This window comes from Escherichia sp. UTM R2 (assembly GCF_048593455.1).
Taxonomy (GTDB): Bacteria; Pseudomonadota; Gammaproteobacteria; order Enterobacterales; family Enterobacteriaceae; genus Escherichia; species Escherichia coli.
Genome location: NZ_JBFWDY010000002.1, coordinates 1,574,883 through 1,593,080, shown reverse-complemented (window position 1 = coordinate 1,593,080; position 18,198 = coordinate 1,574,883). Strand labels below are relative to the sequence as shown.

Genomic DNA, 18,198 nt, shown 5'->3' with positions numbered 1-18,198 from the left:
ATTTCTGCCCTGTAACACACCTTTTATTACGCTGCTTTCGCTACTGCGTCCACTTCCGGACGTTTCAGGAAGGCATAGGCCAAACCCGCCACCAGCGTACCGGCAATAATTGCTACCAGGTAACCCAGTACCGGCGTAATAGCGCCAGGGATCAGCAGAACAAACAGACCACCGTGTGGTGCCATCAGTTTCGCACCAATCGCCATTGAGATTGCGCCAGTCAGCGCACCACCCACGATACAGCACGGCAGCACACGCATCGGATCACGAGCAGCAAACGGAATTGCACCTTCCGAAATGAAGCACAGTCCCAATACCAGAGCGGCTTTGCCACCTTCCTGCTGCGCTTTGTCGAATTTGCGACGCGCCACCATTGTTGCCAGACCCATTGCCAGCGGTGGCACCATACCTGCCGCCATAATCGCCGCCATCGGGCCATAGGTTTGAGTACTCAGCAGACCCACACCGAATGCGTACGCTGCTTTGTTTACCGGACCGCCCATGTCAGTACACATCATGCCACCGAGGATCGCCCCCAGCAGAACCGCATTCGCAGTCCCCATGGTCTGCAGCCAGTGAGTCAGCCCTTCGAGAATGCCAGCAACCGGTTTACCGATCAGGTAGATCATCGCCAGACCGACCACCAGACTGGAAATTAGCGGAATGATCAGGATTGGTTTCAGCGCCTCCATACTCTGTGGCAGTTTCAGTTGCGTACTGATTAACTTCGCAATGTAACCAGCCAGGAAGCCCGCAATAATACCGCCAATGAAGCCAGAACCGGTGCTGACCGCCAGCATACCGCCAATCAGACCCGGCGTGAGGCCCGGACGATCGGCAATGGAAAAGGCAATATAACCTGCCAGTACCGGCACCATCAGCGCAAAGGCTGAACCACCACCAATCTGCATCAGCGCCGCTGCCAACGTACCCGGCTCTTTAAACGCTTCGATACCAAAAGCAAAAGAAAGCGCGATACACAGACCACCAGCAACGACCATCGGCAGCATGTAAGAGACGCCCGTTAGCAAGTGACGATAAGCGCCTGCACTCTCTTTCTTACCTTCAGTGGTCGCCGTTTGAGCTTTGCCCGCCGGTTCATACGGCGTTGCTTCAGCAACCGCTTTATCCAGTTCCTGCGCGGTTTTCTTCAGCGCCAGACCGGTAGAGGTACGATACATCGGTTTACCAGCAAATTTCGCCAGATCCACTTCGATATCTGCCGCCACAATCACCAGATCCGCTGCGGCTACTTCCTCGGGAGTGATTGCATTACCCGCGCCAACAGAACCACGGGTTTCAACTTTCACCCACCAGCCACGTTTTTTCGCTTCGGTTTCAATGGCTTCAGCCGCCATAAAGGTGTGTGCTACGCCAGTCGGGCAAGCAGTCACCGCAACTACGCGTTTCGGACCGCTGGCGGCAACCGGTGCTGTCGCAGTGACCGGCGCAGTGTAAGGTTTCGCATGGCCTTTGGCTTCACTCAGGAACAGCTCAGGGTGCGCAACTGCCCGGGAAATATCACCCAGCCAGACATTTTTACCGTTCAGCGCGCTGTCATTCGGGATGGAATCACCGAGAACAATCGCCATTTCAGCGTCGTTCGGATTGTCGATGATTTCCAGTTTTGCTTTTCGCGCCGCCGCGCCCAGCAGGGTCTTCGCCATATAGGCGCGTGCCTGACCGAGATTAGCGTCAATAATCAGCAGCGTTTTCATTATGCCTCTCCTGCTGTCAGTTAAAAGGTTGTAAGTCGACGCGCGCCATCATTGCGGCCAACTGCGGACGATCGGTAATACCCACATTGCTTTGACTTACCGCCAGGGCTGCAACAGCTGTCGCCAGACGCAGTGTGTGTTCACTGGATTCACGCATCAGCAAGCCATAAATCAGGCCACCAACCATAGAATCCCCTGCGCCAACGGTGCTTACGACATCGACTGACGGTGGTTTGGCGATCCATTCGCCGGAGGCATTAACCCAAAGCGCGCCTTCGGCACCCAGTGAAATAACAACATGCGCGATACCTTGTTCACGCAGCGCATGCGCAGCTTCAATCACATCTTTCATTTCAGGCAGTTTACGGCCTGCCCAGATTTCCAGCTCGCGGCGGTTAGGTTTCACCAGCCACGGTGCCGCTTTCAAACCTGCTACTAACGCTTCACGGCTACTATCAAAGATAATGCAAGGACACTGACTACGCAGGCGAGTCATCCAGTCGGTGAACGCTTCCGGGCTGACGCCTGACGGTAAGCTTCCGCTGACACAGACCATATCGAACTGACCGAGCCAGCTCAGAGAATCAGTCACAAAGCGTTCCCAGTCGGCGGGGGTGACTTCAAAACCCGAGAAGTTGAAGTCGGTCACTTCGCCGTCTTTTTCCGTCAGCTTAACGTTAATTCGAGTGCGCCCCTGTACAACCTGGAAACGGTTGGCAATGCCCAGCTCGCTGAACAGTTGCTGAAAACCATCCTGATTGTCTTTACCGAGGAAGCCGCCAACGGTGACATCAATTCCCAGGTCTTTTAATACTTTGGCCACGTTGATGCCTTTACCCGCCGCATGCAGACCGGTGGTTTTCACCAGGTTCACTTCGCCGCGTTCAATTTCCGGGCAGAAACCAACAAGGTCATAAGCCGGATTAAGGGTGATAGTAGCAACACGTCTGCTCATTATGCGCCCTCCCCAAGACCAGCAGCGATAGCGTCGCCGATTGCTTTCAGCGCCTGTTCAGCATCTGCACCCTGGGCGGTAAAGCGTAGGCGATGACCTTTCTTAACGCCAAGTGCCACAACTTTCATCAGACTACGTCCGTTTGCCGGTTTGCCGGTACCATCGAGGTTTGTCACGGTAATATCACTGTTAAATTGTTTAATGGTATTGACCAGCATGGTACCTGGACGAGCATGCAGGCCGTGTTCATTGCGCACCACAAACTCCGCGCTTAACACGTCGTCGGTCGGCGCATCATCGCTGGTCAGCAGCGCCAGCAACGTTGCCGCATCCGCTTTCAGCAAGCGGTCAGCTTTATTGTCGAGCAATAAATCAGCGAGACGCTTAAGAACCGCGATGGGCTGATCGTCATTCATCGCCACACTCACCAGCATGGCTGCCGTTTCGCCGTCCACATCAAAAGCATTTGCCGCACGGCTTACCGCAATCGCGCTACGCAGATTGCCTTCGGCGCTATCGCTCAGCCAGATACCCTGTCCGAGATTCAGCGGTTGTTCATTGATGGCTTTGGTGACGAAAGTGGCGTCAACTGCCCCCGCCTCTTTCAGACGCGCAGCGTTCAGCGCCTGAAGAGTCAGCAGATCGCTGGCGACGATATCCAGTGTCAGCATTTCGTTGTCGAGCTTCAGCTGCTCACTCTGCTTTTCGCCCATCAGTAATGCGCGAAGTTCTTCTGCTGTTGTTGCTGACTTCAGTTGTTCAGCAACGGAATCATCGCTCAGTACGTGGGTCAGCTGGCGTAGCAGGCCCAGATGTTCATCCGAGCTGGCAGCAATACCGATTGCCACGTACGCTACCTGACTGTCACCCCAGGTGACGCCTTCCGGGAACTGAAATACCTGAACGCCGGTTTTCAGCACCTGATCGCGGGTGTCGGTAGTGCCGTGTGGAATAGCAATACCATTGCCGAGGAACGTTGAGGTTTGCTGTTCGCGCGCCAGCATGCCATTGACGTAGCCTTCTGCTACATTACCGGCCTGCACCAGCGCCGCAGCGACCTGGCGAATCGCCTCTTCTTTGTCTCCGGCCTTTTCGCCCGGATGGATGTCCTGTACGGATAACTGGAACATAGTTCTCCTCTCTTGCTGAATTGAAACGATTCAGCCTCTATGAGAAAAAAAGCGCCAACCTGGCTTAGGGTTAAAGACAAGATCGCGCTGAAACGTTTCAAGAAAGCATAATACTTCTGTTTCAGCACGCAAGGAAAGCCGTAAAGTTATGAGCAAAAGTTTGATGTGCTGCACAATTTTTTGCCATTTTTCCTAATTGCTGATGGGAAAATCCGTTATCAGCAATTTCATTTCAGCAGCGTCAGCAGCCAATCAGCAACAGTGAAATGGCATTTTGACTATTCGTGGCGCTTTTGATTTCGCTGTCTGTTTATTTTCTGACAAGCAGCGTAAACTCCGCGTCTTCCTCTTCCAGTGATCGACCAGCATGCATAACTCCCCCGCAGTCTCCAGCGCGAAATCGTTTGACCTGACCTCGACGGCGTTTTTAATCGTTGCCTTTCTCACCGGTATTGCGGGCGCTCTGCAAACCCCGACACTCAGTATTTTTCTTACCGATGAAGTACATGCCCGTCCGGCGATGGTGGGATTCTTCTTTACCGGCAGCGCTGTCATTGGGATTCTGGTAAGTCAGTTTCTCGCCGGGCGCTCTGATAAGCGCGGCGATCGCAAATCGCTGATTGTCTTTTGCTGCCTGTTAGGCGTGCTGGCCTGCACCCTTTTTGCCTGGAATCGCAACTACTTTGTTTTGCTATTCGTTGGCGTCTTTCTTAGCAGCTTTGGCTCGACCGCTAACCCGCAAATGTTTGCCCTTGCCCGTGAACATGCCGACAAAACCGGACGTGAGGCGGTGATGTTCAGCTCTTTTTTACGCGCTCAGGTTTCACTGGCATGGGTCATTGGCCCACCGCTGGCTTATGCCTTAGCGATGGGTTTCAGCTTTACGGTAATGTATCTGAGCGCAGCGGTAGCGTTTATTGTTTGCGGTGTGATGGTGTGGCTGTTTTTACCGTCGATGCAAAAAGAGCTTCCGCTGGCGACCGGCACGATCGAAGCGCCGCGCCGTAACCGTCGCGATACGCTGCTGCTGTTTGTCATTTGTACATTGATGTGGGGCTCGAACAGCCTGTACATCATCAACATGCCGCTATTTATTATCAACGAACTGCATCTTCCCGAGAAACTGGCCGGTGTGATGATGGGGACCGCCGCCGGGCTGGAAATCCCGACGATGTTGATTGCCGGATATTTCGCCAAACGTCTGGGTAAGCGTTTCTTAATGCGCGTTGCTGCCGTGGGTGGCGTCTGTTTTTACGCAGGAATGCTGATGGCGCATTCACCTGTCATTCTGTTGGGCTTGCAGCTGCTAAATGCTATTTTTATTGGCATTCTGGGCGGCATCGGGATGCTCTATTTTCAGGATCTGATGCCCGGTCAGGCGGGTTCAGCCACCACGCTCTATACCAACACTTCGCGCGTGGGCTGGATCATCGCAGGATCAGTGGCGGGCATCGTCGCCGAGATCTGGAATTATCACGCTGTGTTCTGGTTTGCGATGGTGATGATTATCGCCACTCTGTTTTGCTTACTGCGGATTAAAGATGTTTAAGGCGCGGTCAGCATTTCCAGATCGATAAGCCAGGTCATGGCCTGCTGACGCGAGTTACCGCACATTTCAGCGCTGGCTTGTAAGCCTGCACAGACTTTCGGTCGCAGTGGCGAGGTGAAAATTTTACAGCGTTGCTGTTCATCAAGCTGAATGCAGGGCGTATTGGCGGGCTTGCCATCTGGCATACCGGGAATAGGGCTGGAAATTGAAGGGGCAGTGCAACACGCCCCGCAACCCGGACGGCATTCCATACGTTGTTCTCTTAAGGTTAACCACCGGATTGATGAGCGCGCACAGTACCACCTTTTTTGCACCAGCAAAAGTGCGAATACCACTTGCCCGAAAGGCCCGTCGCGAGTACTTTGTCGCGATATTTTTGACATTTTCGACTACAGGAATTTTTCGATGCCAAGAGCGAACGAAATTAAAAAAGGTATGGTACTGAATTACAACGGCAAACTGCTGCTGGTTAAGGATATTGATATTCAGTCGCCCACTGCCCGCGGTGCCGCTACGCTGTACAAAATGCGTTTTTCTGATGTCCGTACCGGGCTGAAAGTAGAAGAGCGTTTCAAAGGTGATGATATCGTTGACACCGTGACGCTGACCCGCCGTTACGTTGACTTCTCCTATGTCGATGGCAACGAATATGTCTTTATGGATAAAGAAGACTATACCCCGTATACCTTCACCAAAGATCAGATTGAAGAAGAGTTGCTGTTTATGCCAGAGGGCGGCATGCCGGACATGCAGGTGCTGACCTGGGACGGTCAACTGCTGGCGCTTGAGCTGCCGCAGACCGTTGATCTGGAAATCGTTGAAACCGCACCAGGCATCAAAGGGGCATCTGCCAGCGCCCGTAACAAACCGGCGACATTGAGCACTGGTCTGGTGATTCAGGTACCAGAATACTTAAGCCCGGGCGAAAAAATTCGTATCCATATCGAAGAACGCCGTTATATGGGGCGTGCTGACTAACTTCAGCCGCATGCAGAAAAGGGATAGCTCAGGCTGTCCCTTTTTTAATTTATTATACCAATCTTCTATTTTGCGCTTCCTGAACACCTTACGCCCTCAATTTTCACTCGTTGATTGATCGCCCTCACACTTCATCGCATTAACAATCCAGACCAATTTCAATTGCTGTCATATAACTTTACACTGTCGTTGTTAATTAATCGTTACTAAGACGTGACTCCTATGAATACAATCGCCTCCGTTACGCTCCCGCATCATGTACACGCTCCACGCTATGATCGCCAGCAGTTGCAATCACGTATCGTTCATTTTGGCTTTGGAGCCTTTCACCGCGCTCATCAGGCGTTACTGACCGATCGTGTGCTGAATGCCCAGGGCGGCAACTGGGGGATCTGTGAAATCAGCTTGTTCAGCGGTGATCAACTGATGAGCCAGCTCCGCGCACAGAACCATTTATATACCGTGCTGGAGAAAGGTGCGGACGGCAATCAGGTGATAATTGTCGGTGCCGTTCACGAATGCCTTAATGCAAAACTGGATTCCTTAGCGGCAATTATTGAGAAATTTTGCGAGCCACAGGTGGCAATTGTTTCCCTGACGATTACCGAAAAAGGCTATTGTATTGACCCGGCCACCGGTGCACTCGACACCAGTAATCCGCGGATTATTCACGATCTACAAACCCCTGAAGAACCTCACTCCGCACCGGGTATTCTCGTCGAAGCACTGAAACGCCGCCGTGAGCGCGGCCTTACACCGTTTACCGTGCTCTCCTGCGACAATATTCCCGACAATGGTCATGTGGTGAAAAACGCGGTGCTGGGAATGGCAGAAAAACGTTCGCCAGAACTCGCCGGGTGGATAAAAGAGCACGTCAGTTTTCCGGGAACCATGGTCGACCGCATTGTTCCGGCTGCAACCGACGAATCACTGGTGGAAATCAGCCAGCATCTGGGGGTGAATGATCCCTGCGCGATTAGCTGCGAACCGTTTATCCAGTGGGTGGTGGAAGATAACTTCGTCGCTGGGCGTCCTGCCTGGGAAGTCGCAGGTGTACAAATGGTGAATGATGTCCTGCCATGGGAAGAGATGAAACTGCGGATGCTTAATGGCAGCCACTCTTTTCTCGCTTATCTGGGTTACCTCTCAGGATTCGCCCATATCAGTGATTGCATGCAGGATCGCGCATTTCGCCATGCCGCCAGAACATTAATGCTGGATGAGCAAGCGCCGACACTGCAAATTAAAGATGTCGATTTAACACAATATGCGGATAAGTTAATTGCACGTTTTGCTAATCCGGCGCTGAAACATAAGACCTGGCAAATCGCGATGGATGGCAGCCAGAAATTACCGCAACGCATGCTGGCAGGTATTCGCATACATCAGGGGCGCGAAACGGACTGGTCGTTGCTGGCATTAGGCGTTGCAGGCTGGATGCGTTACGTCAGCGGCGTTGATGATGCCGGAAATGCCATTGATGTTCGCGATCCGCTTAGCGATAAAATTCGCGAACTTGTTGCGGGCAGCAGCAGTGAACAACGCGTAACCGCCCTGCTTTCCCTGCGTGAAGTTTTCGGTGATGATCTGCCAGATAACCCGCATTTTGTGCAGGCCATCGAACAAGCCTGGCAACAAATCGTACAATTCGGCGCACATCAGGCGCTATTAAACACCCTCAAAATTTAACGATTTCTGCGGTTAAAGCGGATGAAGCTCACCTTCGTCCGCTCTCCCCTTCTCTTTTCTGCCTTTTTTAGCCAGGATTAACGCTCAGTTAACTTACCAGAGTATTGCGGAGCCGTTGTGACCAGGACCAACCTCATCACCGGTTTTCTCGGCAGCGGGAAAACCACGTCGATTCTTCATCTGTTAGCCCATAAAGATCCCAACGAAAAATGGGCGGTACTGGTTAATGAATTTGGGGAAGTCGGAATTGATGGTGCTTTGCTCGCCGATAGCGGCGCATTGCTGAAAGAGATCCCCGGCGGCTGCATGTGCTGCGTTAATGGTTTACCCATGCAGGTAGGGTTGAATACCTTACTGCGTCAGGGAAAACCAGACCGCTTGTTGATAGAGCCGACCGGGCTGGGCCATCCGAAACAGATCCTCGATCTGTTAACCGCACCAGTCTATGAACCGTGGATAGATCTGCGCGCCACCTTGTGCATTCTCGATCCGCGCTTGCTGCTGGACGAAAAAAGCGCCAGCAATGAAAACTTCCGTGACCAGCTGGCTGCCGCAGACATCATTGTCGCCAATAAATCCGACCGTACGACGCCCGAAAGTGAGCAAGCGCTACAGCGTTGGTGGCAGCAAAATGGTGGCGATCGACAATTAATTCACAGTGAGCATGGGAAAGTTGACGGTCATCTTCTGGATTTGCCGCGTCGCAATTTAGCCGAGTTGCCCGCCAGCGCCGCGCATTCTCATCAGCATGTCGTGAAAAAAGGGTTAGCAGCGTTAAGCCTGCCAGAGCATCAACGCTGGCGTCGCAGTCTGAACAGCGGGCAAGGATATCAGGCCTGCGGCTGGATATTCGACGCTGATACGGTATTCGACACCATTGGCATTCTGGAATGGGCGCGACTTGCACCGGTGGAACGCGTCAAAGGCGTGCTGCGTATTCCCGAAGGGCTGGTGCGAATCAACCGTCAGGGCGATGACCTGCACATTGAAACGCAAAACGTTGCGCCACCGGACAGCCGTATTGAGCTGATTTCCAGCAGCGAAGCTGACTGGAATGCCTTGCAGAGCGCGCTGTTGAAGCTTCGTTTAGCGACTACCGCGTAAGGTTGCCTGCGTTTTTCAGTAAGATAATTAGAGAAAATATGATTAAAAATTTGCCGCAAATAGTGTTGTTGAATATTGTCGGCCTCGCGCTGTTTCTTTCCTGGTATATCCCCGTTAATCATGGATTCTGGTTGCCGATTGATGCGGATATTTTTTATTTCTTTAATCAGAAACTGGTCGAAAGTAAGGCCTTTTTGTGGCTGGTTGCATTGACCAACAATCGCGCCTTCGACGGTTGTTCACTGCTGGCGATGGGTATGTTGATGCTGAGTTTCTGGCTGAAAGAAAACGCCCCTGGCAGACGACGTATCGTGATTATTGGTCTGGTCATGCTATTAACTGCAGTGGTATTAAACCAGCTGGGTCAGGCATTAATTCCTGTAAAACGGGCCAGCCCAACATTGACTTTTACCGATATTAACCGCGTCAGCGAACTGCTCTCTGTTCCCACGAAAGATGCCTCACGAGATAGCTTTCCCGGCGATCACGGCATGATGCTGCTTATTTTTTCGGCATTCATGTGGCATTATTTCGGCAAAGTTGCAGGCCTTATCGCCCTTATTATTTTTGTGGTTTTTGCATTTCCCAGAGTAATGATTGGCGCACACTGGTTTACTGACATCATTGTCGGTTCGATGACCGTGATATTGATCGGTTTGCCCTGGGTGTTGCTGACGCCATTAAGTGATCGATTAATCACCTTTTTTGACAAATCACTACCAGGAAAAAACAAACATTTCCAAAACAAATAACTCACAGTAATTAACATCATCAGGGTTATTTTTATAGTGAGGATAATCCTGATGATGCGCGCCGTGCTTTCATCTATCGAACGCAAAAATCATTCTCTAAGTAAATGAATGGATTGCATGCGTTTCACTCAATTGTACTTTAATTGACCAACCCCGCTTATTAACTTTCTGTATCACTTTTTCTTATAAAAAATCATGTAAAACCGCTCGCCAAGACCGCACCAATCGGGTAATCTCGAACTCCTTTTGCCTCGGCGGTAGATTATCCTCACAGCATATAATTTTGTGCGTTAGTCCACAGATTTGGCCTTAAGGAATTGTTTCAACATGCCCAGGTAATTAGTCTCGTGTCGCTTGGCATTTTTTTATAACGATATTTGTCGTTAAGGACTTCAAGGGAAAACAAACAACATGGTCAAATCTCAACCGATTTTGAGATATGTCTTGCGCGGGATTCCCGCGATTGCAGTAGCGGTTCTGCTTTCTGCATGTAGTGCAAATAACACCGCAAAGAATATGCATCCTGAGACACGTGCAGTGGGTAGTGAAACATCATCACTGCAAGCTTCTCAGGATGAATTTGAAAACCTGGTTCGTAATGTCGACGTAAAATCGCGAATTATGGATCAGTATGCTGACTGGAAAGGCGTACGTTATCGTCTGGGCGGCAGCACTAAAAAAGGTATCGATTGTTCTGGTTTCGTACAGCGTACATTCCGTGAGCAATTTGGCTTAGAACTTCCGCGTTCGACTTACGAACAGCAGGAAATGGGTAAATCTGTTTCCCGCAGTAATTTGCGTACGGGTGATTTAGTTCTGTTCCGTGCCGGTTCAACGGGACGCCATGTCGGTATTTATATCGGCAACAATCAGTTTGTCCATGCTTCCACCAGCAGTGGTGTTATTATTTCCAGCATGAATGAACCGTACTGGAAGAAGCGTTACAACGAAGCACGCCGGGTTCTCAGCCGCAGCTAATAAACCGTTTGGATGCAATCCCTTGGCTATCCTGACGAGTTAACTGAAAGCACTGCTTAGGCAGTGCTTTTTTGTTTTCATTCATCAGAGAAAATGATGTTTCCGCGTCTTGATCCAGGCTATAGTCCGGTCATTGTTATCTTTTAAATGTTGTCGTAATTTCAGGAAATTAACGGAATCATGTTCATACGCGCTCCCAATTTTGGACGTAAGCTCCTGCTTACCTGCATTGTTGCAGGCGTAATGATTGCGATACTGGTGAGTTGCCTTCAGTTTTTAGTGGCCTGGCATAAGCACGAAGTCAAATACGACACACTGATTACCGACGTACAAAAGTATCTCGATACCTATTTTGCCGACCTGAAATCCACTACTGACCGGCTCCAGCCGCTGACCTTAGATACCTGCCAGCAAGCTAACCCCGAACTGACCGCCCGCGCAGCGTTTAGCATGAATGTCCGAACGTTTGTGCTGGTGAAAGATAAAAAAACATTCTGTTCATCTGCGACCGGTGAGATGGACATTCCACTCAATGAATTGATTCCGGCGCTCGACATTAATAAAAACGTCGATATGGCGATCTTACCCGGCACGCCGATGGTGCCGAACAAACCCGCAATCGTCATCTGGTATCGCAACCCTTTGCTGAAAAATAGCGGCGTCTTTGCCGCTCTGAATCTCAACCTGACGCCTTCACTCTTTTATAGTTCACGGCAGGAAGATTACGATGGCGTCGCCCTCATTATTGGCAATACTGCGCTATCTACCTTTTCTTCACGTTTGATGAACGTTAACGAATTAACCGACATGCCAGTCCGTGAAACTAAAATTGCGGGCATTCCTCTGACCGTTCGGCTTTATGCAGATGACTGGACATGGAACGATGTGTGGTACGCATTTTTACTGGGCGGCATGAGTGGAACTGTCGTTGGCCTGCTCTGCTATTACCTGATGAGCGTACGTATGCGCCCCGGCAGAGAAATCATGACCGCCATCAAGCGCGAACAATTTTACGTGGCGTATCAACCGGTGGTGGATACACAAGCTTTGCGAGTAACGGGCCTGGAAGTACTGCTACGCTGGCGGCATCCTGTCGCGGGAGAAATTCCCCCGGATGCCTTCATTAACTTTGCCGAATCGCAAAAGATGATTGTGCCGCTGACTCAGCACCTGTTTGAGTTAATTGCCCGCGATGCCGCAGAATTAGAAAAAGTGCTGCCGGTAGGCGTCAAATTTGGTATTAACATTGCGCCGGACCATCTGCACAGCGAAAGCTTTAAAGCAGATATCCAGAAACTGCTCACTTCCCTGCCCGCACACCATTTCCAGATTGTGCTGGAAATTACCGAGCGCGATATGTTGAAAGAGCAAGAAGCCACACAACTCTTCGCCTGGCTGCACTCGGTCGGCGTAGAAATTGCTATTGATGACTTCGGCACCGGGCACAGCGCGCTTATCTATCTTGAGCGTTTTACGCTCGATTATCTGAAAATTGACCGTGGATTTATCAACGCCATCGGTACGGAAACGATCACTTCCCCCGTACTTGACGCGGTGCTGACGCTGGCGAAACGCCTCAATATGCTGACGGTTGCTGAAGGGGTCGAAACGCCGGAACAGGCGCGATGGCTAAGCGAACGCGGCGTTAATTTCATGCAAGGCTACTGGATTAGCCGCCCGTTACCGCTGGACGATTTTGTTCGCTGGCTAAAGAAACCGTATACGCCGCAGTGGTAAGGTGTGCTTACGTCCCTTATTATTCATAGTGAAAGCATGCCGGATTGCGGCTAATGATGAGTAAAAGGAAATCCGTTGCAGATGATTGTGCGCATACTGCTGCTGTTTATCGCTCTGTTCACCTTTGGTGTGCAGGCGCAGGCTATCAAGGAAAGCTATGCCTTTGCCGTGCTGGGCGAACCCCGGTACGCGTTTAATTTCAACCATTTTGATTATGTGAACCCCGCCGCGCCAAAAGGTGGGCAGATAACGTTGTCAGCCCTCGGCACCTTCGATAATTTCAACCGCTATGCACTGCGCGGCAACCCGGGCGCACGCACCGAGCAGCTGTACGACACGCTATTTACGACTTCCGATGACGAACCAGGCAGTTATTACCCGCTGATTGCTGAAAGCGCACGCTATGCTGACGATTATTCCTGGGTGGAGGTCGCTATTAATCCGCGCGCCCGTTTTCATGATGGTTCGCCCATTACTGCCCGCGATGTAGAGTTTACTTTTCAAAAATTTATGACCGAAGGCGTGCCGCAATTTCGTCTGGTCTACAAAGGCACCACCGTCAAAGCCATTGCACCGTTAACCGTGCGCATTGAGTTAGCTAAACCCGGCAAAGAAGATATGCTGAGTCTGTTTTCGCTGCCGGTATTTCCAGAAAAGTACTGGAAGGATCACAAACTTAGCGACCCGCTCGCCACGCCTCCGCTTGCCAGTGGTCCGTACCGCGTTACGTCCTGGAAAATGGGGCAAAATATTGTCTATTCCCGTGTGAAAGATTACTGGGCAGCAAACTTACCGGTAAACCGTGGACGCTGGAATTTCGACACCATTCGCTACGATTATTACCTCGATGATAATGTCGCCTTTGAAGCGTTTAAAGCAGGTGCCTTTGATTTGCGTATGGAAAACGACGCCAAAAACTGGGCCACGCGTTATACCGGTAAAAATTTCGATAAAAAATACATCATCAAAGATGAGCAAAAGAACGAATCAGCCCAGGATACGCGTTGGCTGGCGTTTAATATCCAACGTCCGGTATTCAGCGATCGCCGGGTCCGGGAAGCTATCACTCTCGCCTTTGACTTTGAATGGATGAACAAGGCGTTGTTTTACAATGCCTGGAGTCGCACGAACAGTTATTTTCAGAATACCGAATACGCGGCCAGAAATTACCCCGACGCCGCGGAGCTGGTGCTTCTGGCACCAATGAAAAAAGATCTACCGTCAGAAGTCTTCACACAAATCTACCAGCCGCCGGTATCCAAAGGCGATGGCTACGATCGTGACAACCTGTTAAAAGCCGACAAACTTCTCAACGAAGCGGGCTGGGTGCTGAAGGGTCAGCAACGCGTTAATGCCACAACGGGTCAGCCACTCAGCTTTGAATTATTGCTTCCCGCAAGCAGCAATAGTCAGTGGGTATTGCCGTTCCAGCACAGCCTGCAACGGCTGGGTATCAACATGGACATTCGCAAGGTGGATAACTCGCAAATCACTAACCGCATGCGCAGTCGCGACTATGACATGATGCCGCGCGTATGGCGGGCGATGCCGTGGCCCAGTTCCGATTTACAGATTTCCTGGTCATCGGAATATATCAATTCCACTTATAATGCCCCCGGCGTGCAAAGCCCGGTTATCGACTCGCTGATCAACCAAATTATTGCCGCGCAGGGAAATAAAGAAAAATTACTGCCGTTGGGGCGAGCACTGGATCGCGTATTAACGTGGAATTATTACATGCTGCCAATGTGGTACATGGCGGAAGACCGTCTCGCCTGGTGGGATAAATTCTCCCAGCCGGCCGTGCGCCCCATCTATAGCCTCGGTATCGATACCTGGTGGTATGACGTCAATAAAGCGGCCAAACTGCCGTCCGCCAGCAAACAGGGAGAGTAGATGGGCGCTTACCTGATTCGCCGTCTGTTGCTGGTGATCCCAACATTATGGGCGATTATCACCATCAACTTTTTCATCGTGCAAATTGCGCCTGGCGGTCCGGTCGACCAGGCCATCGCCGCCATTGAGTTTGGTAATGCCGGAGTATTACCCGGCGCAGGCGGTGAAGGTGTTCGTGCCAGCCATGCGCAAACGGGTGTCGGCAATATCAGCGACAGTAATTACCGTGGCGGACGCGGATTAGATCCAGAAGTGATCGCTGAGATCACTCATCGCTACGGTTTTGATAAGCCGATCCACGAACGTTACTTCAAAATGCTCTGGGACTACATCCGCTTTGATTTTGGCGATAGCCTGTTTCGCAGCGCCTCGGTGCTGACGCTGATTAAAGACAGTCTGCCGGTTTCCATCACCCTCGGATTGTGGAGCACGCTGATTATCTATCTGGTGTCGATTCCGTTAGGCATTCGCAAAGCTGTTTATAATGGGAGCCGCTTTGACGTCTGGAGTAGCGCATTTATCATCATCGGCTACGCCATTCCGGCCTTTTTGTTTGCCATCCTGCTGATTGTCTTCTTCGCGGGCGGCAGCTATTTCGACCTGTTCCCTCTACGCGGCCTGGTTTCCGCTAACTTTGATTCGCTGCCGTGGTATCAGAAAATCACCGATTATCTGTGGCATATCACGCTGCCGGTGCTGGCGACAGTGATTGGTGGCTTTGCGGCGCTGACCATGCTGACAAAAAACTCATTCCTTGATGAAGTGCGCAAGCAATACGTGGTGACCGCGCGTGCGAAAGGGGTAAGTGAAAAAAATATTCTCTGGAAACATGTGTTCCGCAACGCCATGCTGCTGGTGATTGCCGGTTTTCCGGCGACGTTTATCAGCATGTTTTTTACCGGCTCGCTGCTGATTGAGGTGATGTTTTCACTCAATGGTCTGGGCTTACTGGGCTACGAAGCGACCGTCTCGCGCGATTATCCTGTAATGTTTGGTACCTTGTATATTTTCACCCTGATTGGCCTGCTGCTGAATATTGTCAGTGATATCAGCTATACGCTGGTTGATCCGCGTATTGATTTTGAGGGACGTTAATGTCGCGACTCAGCCCCGTCAATCAGGCCCGTTGGGCGCGTTTTCGTCATAACCGTCGCGGCTACTGGTCGTTATGGATTTTCCTCGTCTTGTTTGGTTTGAGTTTGTGTTCTGAACTTATCGCCAACGATAAACCGTTGCTGGTGCGTTATGACGGCAGTTGGTATTTCCCGTTATTGAAAAACTACAGCGAAAGCGATTTTGGCGGCCCGCTGGCAAGTCAGGCTGATTATCAGGACCCGTGGCTGAAACAACGGCTGGAAAATAACGGCTGGGTACTGTGGGCACCGATTCGCTTTGGTGCTACCAGTATCAACTTTGCTACCGATAAGCCCTTCCCTTCTCCACCCTCCCGGCAAAACTGGCTGGGAACGGATGCCAACGGCGGCGATGTGCTGGCACGCATTCTCTATGGCACGCGGATCTCGGTTCTGTTTGGCCTGATGCTGACTCTCTGTTCCAGCGTGATGGGCGTGCTGGCGGGGGCGCTACAAGGCTATTACGGCGGTAAAGTCGATCTCTGGGGACAACGCTTTATTGAAGTATGGTCGGGGATGCCGACGCTGTTTTTGATTATTTTACTTTCCAGCGTCGTACAGCCTAACTTCTGGTGGCTGCTGGCAATTACTGTCTTGTTTGGCTGGATGAGTCTGGTCGGCGTGGTGCGGGCGGAGTTTTTACGTACTCGTAATTTCGACTACATTCGTGCGGCACAGGCGCTTGGCGTCAGCGATCGCAGTATCATCCTGCGTCATATGTTGCCTAATGCCATGGTCGCGACCCTCACCTTTTTACCGTTTATTTTATGTAGTTCGATAACCACCCTGACCTCGCTCGATTTCCTCGGCTTCGGTCTACCGCTCGGTTCACCGTCACTCGGTGAACTGCTGTTACAAGGGAAAAATAACCTTCAGGCCCCGTGGCTTGGGATCACCGCCTTCTTGTCGGTGGCGATATTATTGTCTTTGCTGATCTTTATTGGTGAAGCCGTCCGCGACGCATTTGATCCTAATAAGGCGGTGTAGCATGATGCAAACTCTGTTAGCGATTGAAAATTTGTCGGTGGGTTTTCGCCATCAGCAAACCGTACGTACAGTAGTCAATGATGTTTCACTACAGATTGAGGCTGGCGAAACGCTGGCGCTGGTGGGTGAGTCAGGTTCAGGCAAAAGCGTTACCGCGCTGTCAATTTTACACCTGCTCCCTTCCCCGCCGGTTGAATATCTCTCCGGCGATATTCGTTTTCATGGCGAATCGCTGCTTCACGCCAGCGATCAAACGTTGCGCGGCGTACGCGGTAATAAGATCGCCATGATTTTTCAGGAACCGATGGTGTCGTTAAATCCATTGCATACCCTGGAAAAACAGCTTTATGAAGTGCTTTCACTCCACCGCGGGATGCGTCGGGAAGCGGCTCGTGGCGAAATTCTTAACTGCCTTGATCGCGTTGGTATCCGCCAGGCGGCAAAACGGCTGACAGATTATCCGCATCAGCTCTCCGGCGGCGAACGGCAGCGGGTGATGATTGCGATGGCGCTGTTAACGCGACCGGAATTATTAATTGCCGATGAACCGACCACCGCACTGGACGTCTCTGTCCAGGCGCAGATTTTACAGCTGTTGCGCGAACTGCAAGGCGAGCTGAATATGGGCATGCTGTTTATTACTCATAACCTCAGCATTGTCAGAAAACTGGCCCACCGCGTGGCGGTAATGCAAAACGGTCGCTGTGTCGAGCAAAATTACGCCGCTACGCTATTTGCATCACCCACTCATCCTTACACACAAAAGCTACTCAACAGTGAACCGTCAGGCGATCCAGTGCCGTTGCCAGAACCTGCCTCAACGTTGCTGGATGTTGAACAGCTTCAGGTTGCCTTCCCCATTCGCAAAGGGATTTTGAAGCGCATTGTGGATCATAATGTGGTGGTGAAAAACATCAGTTTTACGCTACGAGCGGGTGAAACACTGGGTTTAGTGGGCGAGTCCGGTTCCGGGAAAAGTACGACGGGACTGGCGCTGCTGCGACTGATTAATTCTCAGGGCAGCATCATCTTTGACGGTCAGCCACTGCAAAATTTAAATCGCCGCCAGCTGTTACCTATTCGTCATCGCATTCAGGTGGTATTTCAGGATCCAAACTCCTCGCTCAACCCACGACTCAACGTTTTGCAGATTATTGAGGAAGGCTTACGGGTTCACCAGCCGACGCTTTCTGCCGCACAACGCGAACAACAAGTGATAGCCGTGATGCATGAAGTGGGATTAGATCCTGAAACACGCCACCGTTATCCGGCGGAGTTCTCTGGTGGTCAGCGACAACATATTGCGATTGCCAGGGCATTAATTCTTAAGCCCTCGCTGATCATACTTGATGAACCGACATCATCACTCGACAAAACGGTACAGGCGCAAATATTGACGCTATTGAAATCATTGCAACAAAAGCATCAACTGGCCTATTTGTTTATCAGCCACGATTTGCACGTTGTCCGCGCGTTATGTCATCAGGTTATCATACTGCGACAAGGGGAAGTAGTGGAACAAGGACCGTGCGCGCGCGTGTTTGCCACACCGCAGCAGGAGTATACGCGTCAGCTACTGGCGTTGAGCTGAC

The 18,198-nt window shown here is 51.2% G+C and carries 15 protein-coding genes; 11 read left to right on the top strand and 4 right to left on the bottom strand.

Going from position 1 to position 18,198, the window contains the following annotated elements:
• Positions 1-26: 26 nt before the first annotated feature.
• The 3 genes from fruA to fruB are packed head-to-tail and all read right to left on the bottom strand — an operon-like array spanning position 27 to position 3,803.
• The gene (fruA, locus tag AB4H76_RS08470) at positions 27-1,718 is read right to left on the bottom strand and encodes a PTS fructose transporter subunit IIBC (RefSeq protein WP_000854467.1); all 1,692 of its coding nucleotides are present in this window, start codon (positions 1,716-1,718) and stop codon (positions 27-29) included.
• 16 nt (positions 1,719-1,734) lie between these two features.
• The gene (gene fruK / locus AB4H76_RS08465) at positions 1,735-2,673 is read right to left on the bottom strand and encodes a 1-phosphofructokinase (protein WP_000091263.1); all 939 of its coding nucleotides are present in this window, start codon (positions 2,671-2,673) and stop codon (positions 1,735-1,737) included.
• Positions 2,673-3,803, bottom strand: a complete 1,131-nt coding sequence (gene fruB, locus AB4H76_RS08460; RefSeq protein ID WP_000487266.1) for a fused PTS fructose transporter subunit IIA/HPr protein — start codon at positions 3,801-3,803, stop codon at positions 2,673-2,675. The genes fruK and fruB overlap by 1 nt, the downstream gene beginning before the upstream one ends.
• Positions 3,804-4,170: 367 nt before the next feature.
• Here fruB and setB point away from each other — a divergent pair, with 367 nt between their 5' ends.
• Positions 4,171-5,352 carry a sugar efflux transporter SetB gene (gene setB, locus AB4H76_RS08455; protein WP_000551969.1) on the top strand — a complete coding sequence of 394 codons (1,182 nt, stop codon included), beginning with the start codon at positions 4,171-4,173 and terminating at the stop codon, positions 5,350-5,352.
• On the opposite strand, the gene AB4H76_RS08450 is transcribed toward setB, so the two are convergent.
• The gene (locus AB4H76_RS08450; RefSeq protein ID WP_000389030.1) at positions 5,349-5,603 is read right to left on the bottom strand and encodes a YkgJ family cysteine cluster protein; all 255 of its coding nucleotides are present in this window, start codon (positions 5,601-5,603) and stop codon (positions 5,349-5,351) included. The genes setB and AB4H76_RS08450 overlap by 4 nt on opposite strands.
• A 154-nt stretch (positions 5,604-5,757) precedes the next feature.
• On the opposite strand from AB4H76_RS08450, the gene yeiP reads away from it, so the two are divergent.
• The 10 genes from yeiP to yejF all read left to right on the top strand — a co-directional run bounded on the left by yeiP (position 5,758) and on the right by yejF (position 18,197).
• On the top strand, positions 5,758-6,330 hold the full coding sequence (gene yeiP / locus AB4H76_RS08445) for an elongation factor P-like protein YeiP (protein WP_001136827.1): 573 nt from the start codon (positions 5,758-5,760) through the stop codon (positions 6,328-6,330).
• A gap of 222 nt (positions 6,331-6,552) precedes the next feature.
• Positions 6,553-8,019: a mannitol dehydrogenase family protein gene (locus AB4H76_RS08440; protein WP_001400663.1), complete on the top strand. Its 1,467-nt coding sequence runs from the start codon at positions 6,553-6,555 to the stop codon at positions 8,017-8,019.
• Between the two features lie 117 nt (positions 8,020-8,136).
• Positions 8,137-9,123, top strand: a complete 987-nt coding sequence (gene yeiR / locus AB4H76_RS08435; RefSeq protein WP_000198828.1) for a zinc-binding GTPase YeiR — start codon at positions 8,137-8,139, stop codon at positions 9,121-9,123.
• Between the two features lie 38 nt (positions 9,124-9,161).
• Positions 9,162-9,875, top strand: coding sequence for a Kdo(2)-lipid A phosphotransferase (gene lpxT, locus AB4H76_RS08430; protein ID WP_047645230.1), 714 nt, complete (start codon positions 9,162-9,164; stop codon positions 9,873-9,875).
• A 411-nt stretch (positions 9,876-10,286) separates the two neighbouring features.
• Complete coding sequence (gene mepS, locus AB4H76_RS08425) at positions 10,287-10,853, top strand: bifunctional murein DD-endopeptidase/murein LD-carboxypeptidase (protein WP_072731124.1); 567 nt, start codon at positions 10,287-10,289, stop codon at positions 10,851-10,853.
• Positions 10,854-11,033: 180 nt separating this feature from the next.
• Positions 11,034-12,590: a cyclic di-GMP phosphodiesterase gene (locus tag AB4H76_RS08420; protein ID WP_000470560.1), complete on the top strand. Its 1,557-nt coding sequence runs from the start codon at positions 11,034-11,036 to the stop codon at positions 12,588-12,590.
• 81 nt (positions 12,591-12,671) lie between these two features.
• Positions 12,672-14,486: an extracellular solute-binding protein gene (locus AB4H76_RS08415; RefSeq protein WP_000637046.1), complete on the top strand. Its 1,815-nt coding sequence runs from the start codon at positions 12,672-12,674 to the stop codon at positions 14,484-14,486.
• Positions 14,487-15,581 carry a microcin C ABC transporter permease YejB gene (locus AB4H76_RS08410; RefSeq protein WP_000501604.1) on the top strand — a complete coding sequence of 365 codons (1,095 nt, stop codon included), beginning with the start codon at positions 14,487-14,489 and terminating at the stop codon, positions 15,579-15,581.
• Entirely contained in the window at positions 15,581-16,606 is a 1,026-nt protein-coding gene (locus AB4H76_RS08405; RefSeq protein ID WP_000088916.1) for an ABC transporter permease, read from the top strand. The genes AB4H76_RS08410 and AB4H76_RS08405 overlap by 1 nt, the downstream gene beginning before the upstream one ends.
• 1 nt (position 16,607) lies before the next feature.
• Positions 16,608-18,197 (top strand): microcin C ABC transporter ATP-binding protein YejF, encoded by a 1,590-nt coding sequence (gene yejF / locus AB4H76_RS08400; RefSeq protein WP_420062583.1) that lies wholly within the window; start codon positions 16,608-16,610, stop codon positions 18,195-18,197.
• Position 18,198 lies beyond the last annotated feature (1 nt).